The organism is Vibrio sp. CUB2 (genome assembly GCF_001557945.1).
GTDB classification, from domain to species: Bacteria; Pseudomonadota; Gammaproteobacteria; order Enterobacterales; family Vibrionaceae; genus Vibrio; species Vibrio owensii.
The window spans coordinates 1-795 of sequence record NZ_LNRB01000066.1 but is presented as its reverse complement, the minus strand read 5'-3'; the positions used below and the strand labels follow the sequence as shown (position 1 = coordinate 795).

The 795-nt window shown below is 44.4% G+C and carries 4 tRNA genes and 1 rRNA gene; all 5 read left to right on the top strand.

From position 1 onward, the window contains the following. Positions 1-4 precede the first annotated feature (4 nt). A tRNA-Glu gene (locus ATB78_RS27845) sits at positions 5-80 on the top strand. Between the two features lie 2 nt (positions 81-82). Then, positions 83-158 (top strand) — tRNA-Lys (locus ATB78_RS27840). Between the two features lie 24 nt (positions 159-182). After that, positions 183-258, top strand: a tRNA-Ala gene (locus ATB78_RS27835). Positions 259-293: 35 nt separating this feature from the next. Beyond that, positions 294-369: transfer RNA gene (locus tag ATB78_RS27830), tRNA-Val, on the top strand. 325 nt (positions 370-694) lie between these two features. Continuing rightward, positions 695-795 (top strand): 23S ribosomal RNA (locus ATB78_RS27825); the annotation flags it as partial.

Here is a 795-nt window from a genome sequence, read left to right as displayed (position 1 = left end):
CAGTGTCCCGTTCGTCTAGAGGCCTAGGACACCGCCCTTTCACGGCGGTAACAGGGGTTCGACTCCCCTACGGGATACCATTGGGTCGTTAGCTCAGTTGGTAGAGCAGTTGACTTTTAATCAATTGGTCGCAGGTTCGAATCCTGCACGACCCACCATTCTTTAAGAATGACTCTCAAGATGGGGCTATAGCTCAGCTGGGAGAGCGCCTGCCTTGCACGCAGGAGGTCTGCGGTTCGATCCCGCATAGCTCCACCATTCTTGACGTCTACCACAAGACGAAAAACTTATGTGGGCGATTAGCTCAGTTGGGAGAGCACCTGCCTTACAAGCAGGGGGTCACTGGTTCGAGCCCGGTATCGCCCACCATCTTTAAACATTCTCTCTTGAGAGTTTTTAAAAATGGTTACTTCATAAGAAGTGATTAGCTCTTTAACAATTTGGAAAGCTGACAAAACAATCTTTAAGATTGTTTGTAAAGTTCTCAATGTTTATCGAAAGATAAACACCAAAAAACACATTCAAGTGTTCTTGGGAATATCACTTTTAAGTGATTATTCGAAATTGAGTCCGGCAAAATCGAAATGTCTCTCGCTCATTCAAATAATGAGAGACAACTTTGGTGATTTGACCGTTTGTTTTCACTTTTTAAAGTGAAAGTAAATTGGCAACTCGAAACTCCTTCGGGTTGTATGGTTAAGTGACTAAGCGTACACGGTGGATGCCTTGGCAGTCAGAGGCGATGAAGGACGTATTAACTTGCGATAAGCCCAGATTAGGTAGTAAAAACCATTT